At 68.1% G+C, this 2,899-nt stretch carries 5 protein-coding genes; all 5 read left to right on the top strand.

Going from position 1 to position 2,899, the window contains the following annotated elements; all coding sequences use genetic code 11:
* The first annotated feature begins 101 nt into the window (after positions 1-101).
* The 5 genes from ACSIH6_RS39200 to ACSIH6_RS39180 all read left to right on the top strand — a co-directional run bounded on the left by ACSIH6_RS39200 (position 102) and on the right by ACSIH6_RS39180 (position 2,839).
* Entirely contained in the window at positions 102-974 is an 873-nt protein-coding gene (locus ACSIH6_RS39200) for an ArdC-like ssDNA-binding domain-containing protein (RefSeq protein ID WP_435113931.1), read from the top strand.
* 55 nt (positions 975-1,029) lie between these two features.
* The gene (locus ACSIH6_RS39195) at positions 1,030-1,359 is read left to right on the top strand and encodes a hypothetical protein (protein ID WP_435113929.1); all 330 of its coding nucleotides are present in this window, start codon (positions 1,030-1,032) and stop codon (positions 1,357-1,359) included.
* Positions 1,360-1,415: 56 nt separating this feature from the next.
* Complete coding sequence (locus ACSIH6_RS39190; RefSeq protein ID WP_435113927.1) at positions 1,416-1,946, top strand: hypothetical protein; 531 nt, start codon at positions 1,416-1,418, stop codon at positions 1,944-1,946.
* Positions 1,947-2,075: 129 nt separating this feature from the next.
* Positions 2,076-2,273 carry a hypothetical protein gene (locus tag ACSIH6_RS39185; RefSeq protein ID WP_435113925.1) on the top strand — a complete coding sequence of 66 codons (198 nt, stop codon included), beginning with the start codon at positions 2,076-2,078 and terminating at the stop codon, positions 2,271-2,273.
* Positions 2,270-2,839 (top strand): hypothetical protein, encoded by a 570-nt coding sequence (locus ACSIH6_RS39180; protein WP_435113923.1) that lies wholly within the window; start codon positions 2,270-2,272, stop codon positions 2,837-2,839. Before ACSIH6_RS39185 ends, ACSIH6_RS39180 begins: the two co-directional genes overlap by 4 nt.
* The last annotated feature ends 60 nt before the right edge of the window (positions 2,840-2,899 follow it).

Raw genomic sequence — 2,899 nt, 5'->3', positions numbered from 1 at the left:
GGACCGCTGGCGGTGCGCTCAACGACGCTCAGGGGCCACAGACGCACCTGTGGCCGGTGACCGCAGTTGAGACACACCACGCAACCCGGGAGAGGAGTCCCATGTCCCCCCGCAAGTCCAAGAAACTCACTCCGGAAGAGCGGCGCCAGCGCCTTGCGCAGGTGCAGGAACGGCTGAACACCGCCGTGGCCGACCTGGTCAGCAGCGACGGTTGGCGCGACATGCTCACCTCGCGTGCGTGGCTGCGCCGCTACTCGGTCAACAACCTAGTGCTGATTCTGTCCCAGTACCCCGGCGCGCGCGACGTGCGCGCGTTCGGAGCCTGGTTGAAAGCCGATCGCCACGTGCGCAGGGGAGAGCGCGGTATCCGTATCCTCGCGCCGGTCCGCTACCGGGTGACCGAGGAGAGCGACACCACCGAGACGGACGAGACCGGAGCGCGCTACCAGGTGCGTGGCTTCACCGTCGAAACCGTCTTCGACGTCTCCCAGACCGACGGTGAACCGTTGCCGGATCCGGTCAACGTTGTGCCCGTAGAACTCAGGGGCACGGCTCCCGAAGACCTGTGGAACCAGGTGGCCGCCATGGTGACCACGCGCGGATACACGCTCGAACGGGGCGACTGCGGTGACGCCTACGGCTACGTCGACTACCACACCCGCACCGTGCGCGTGCGCGACACCGTCGATTCCGCGCAGGCGCTCAAGACCCTCACACACGAGTTGGCGCACATCCTGTGCGACCACCACACCCGTACCGGACTGACCCGCCAACGGCGCGAAGTCGAAGCCGAATCGGTGGCCTGCCTGGTCAGCGCGGTCATGGGACTGGACACCTTGGCCTACTCCGTGCCCTACGTCGCCGGATGGGCCGAGAACACCGACGCGGCCCACACCTCTGCCGAACAGGTTATGGCCGTGGCAGACCAGATCACCGCACACCTGATCGAACACGCTCCGCAGACCGTTCCCTGAACCCCATGCCTACCGGGGCGCGCAGTGCGCCCCACACACGGAGAGGAGAGCGACCGTGGCTGTGCTGACCGTGGAAGTGTTCGCGCTCGCACTCGATGCCACCACACCGCTGGACCAGAACCAGCAGTACACCGTTCTGACCCGGTTCGCCGACGCGGTGACCGTGCCGTCCACGCGCTGCGGCCCCGTGGTGGTCCTGAGCAGCGACGTCGACACCTACGACAGCGGCGCTCTGGTGAACGTCCTGTGCGTGGCCGCTTCCGGAGAAGAGGCCACCGACGCCTTGGCCGCACGCCTCGCGACGGCTATGGCTGCCGACACCGAGTTCTTCGCCCGCTGGGAGCTGGCTGCGGGACGAACCTTGGTGCTGTGCAGCGACAACTAGACCCCTCGGACCCGCCAACAGCGGGTTCCGGACCACCTCACCCGAAGGGAGCACACATGATCACGCTGACGCACACCCGGATGCGGGTGCCCACCGACCGGATCCGCGTCACCAGCCTGAAGCAGGTCGACGTGGGCTGCGGCATCGCCTGGTCGGCCGTCCTGCGCGCCGACGGGCACAAGCTCGGCATCATCGCCAACGAGGGCAACGGCGGAGAGACCCAGTTCCACCCGCAGGCCCCCAAGGCCCGCGACGTCGTGGACATCTTCGTCTCCGCCTGCCGCGACCACAGCGGCGAGCCCATGAGCGAGGAGTTCGTCTTGGACGACCTCGCCAACGAGTACGAGTTCGCGCGTGACGTCGCCACGGCGGAGCGCGCTCGTGAGTACCTGGTGCGCTACTTCACCCGCATCGACGTCCCCGGCATGATCCGCTTCGCCCTGACGCACACCGCGCCGCCCGACTACGACGGCGCACGTCGCGCCATCGGCCGACTGACGCTGCCCAAGGAAGCGGTGCGCGCCGAACTGTGGATGGGCGGCCGGGGATGGGTCGAGTTCCACCGCACCGAGGAAGCCGACGACTAGCACCCCACACGGGCTCACGGTGAGGTCCCACCCCACCAGATGAGCCGGGGCTGACCTGTAGGCGCAGGTCAGCCCCCACCGCACCACCGACAACCAACGACACCACATCGCTGAACGAGGAGATACGGCATGTCCAGCCTATCCAGCGCGCCCACGGTGGGCGCCTCCGTGCAACCCGACACCCACCAGGTCATGGCGTGGCTGTGCCCCACCGGACAGCTCGCCCACTTGGTGCCGCTGCCGCCCGACAGCGCTCGGCACCTGGCGAACCAGCTCAACACCGCAGCCGACATCGCCGACCAGCTGAGGAAGGGAGCCGACTCGTGAGCACGCGCGGAGCCATCGCCCTGCCCAACACCACCGGCAAGGGCTGGTGGGGGCGCTACCACCACTTCGACTCCTACCCCACCGGACTCGGAGCCGAGCTGTTCCGGCTCTACCACGACACCTTCGACCGTGACCACGAAGCCATGGCGCAGGTGCTGGTCAAGGACCACCCGGCCGGATGGTCCACCCTGATCCGCTCCCACAGCTCCCGACCGTTCGAGCGCGACCACTTCGAGCACACCGGATTCCGGAACCTGGACGACCCCGACCACGACCTCTACCCGCAGTGCTACTGCCACGGGCGACGAGAGGAGACCGAACAGGTCCTCACCTGCCGGTGCCCCGTCGGCCCCAAGAGGTGCGACCCGGTGTTCATCGAGTGGGCCTACGTCATCACCCCGGTCGGCCTGCTCGCCCTCACGTCCTGGCACCCCGACTCCGGGGCCGGACAGGCGTTCGTCCACCGGCCGATGGCGTTCGTGGACTGGGACCGCGAGACCGAACCGGACTGGAAGCTGGTGGAGCGGCGCGCCCACCTGATCGACGTCCCGAACCTGACCGTTTAGGGAACGCGCACTGAGCCCCGAGTGCGAAGAAGGGGTTGGGTGGGGGGTGTTCTGTCCACC

The organism is Nocardiopsis synnemataformans, from assembly GCF_965343085.1.
Classification (GTDB): Bacteria; Actinomycetota; Actinomycetes; order Streptosporangiales; family Streptosporangiaceae; genus Nocardiopsis; species Nocardiopsis alborubida.
The sequence above is the reverse complement of the archived record's forward strand: the minus strand, read 5'-3'. Positions and strand labels throughout refer to the sequence as shown.